General features: G+C 58.3%; 1 pseudogene. It reads left to right on the forward strand.

Features of this window, described 5'->3' with window-relative positions:
- Positions 1-278: pseudogene (gene lacI / locus SB752_RS32320) on the forward strand (DNA-binding transcriptional repressor LacI); the annotation flags it as partial.

The following is a 278-nucleotide window of genomic DNA, read 5'->3' on the forward strand; positions in this document are numbered from 1 at the left end:
CGGAGCTGAATTACATTCCCAACCGCGTGGCACAACAACTGGCGGGCAAACAGTCGTTGCTGATTGGCGTTGCCACCTCCAGTCTGGCCCTGCACGCGCCGTCGCAAATTGTCGCGGCGATTAAATCTCGCGCCGATCAACTGGGTGCCAGCGTGGTGGTGTCGATGGTAGAACGAAGCGGCGTCGAAGCCTGTAAAGCGGCGGTGCACAATCTTCTCGCGCAACGCGTCAGTGGGCTGATCATTAACTATCCGCTGGATGACCAGGATGCCATTGCT

It is taken from the genome of Brevibacillus sp. SIMBA_040 (assembly GCF_046535075.1).
In the GTDB taxonomy this organism is placed as follows: Bacteria; Bacillota; Bacilli; order Brevibacillales; family Brevibacillaceae; genus Brevibacillus.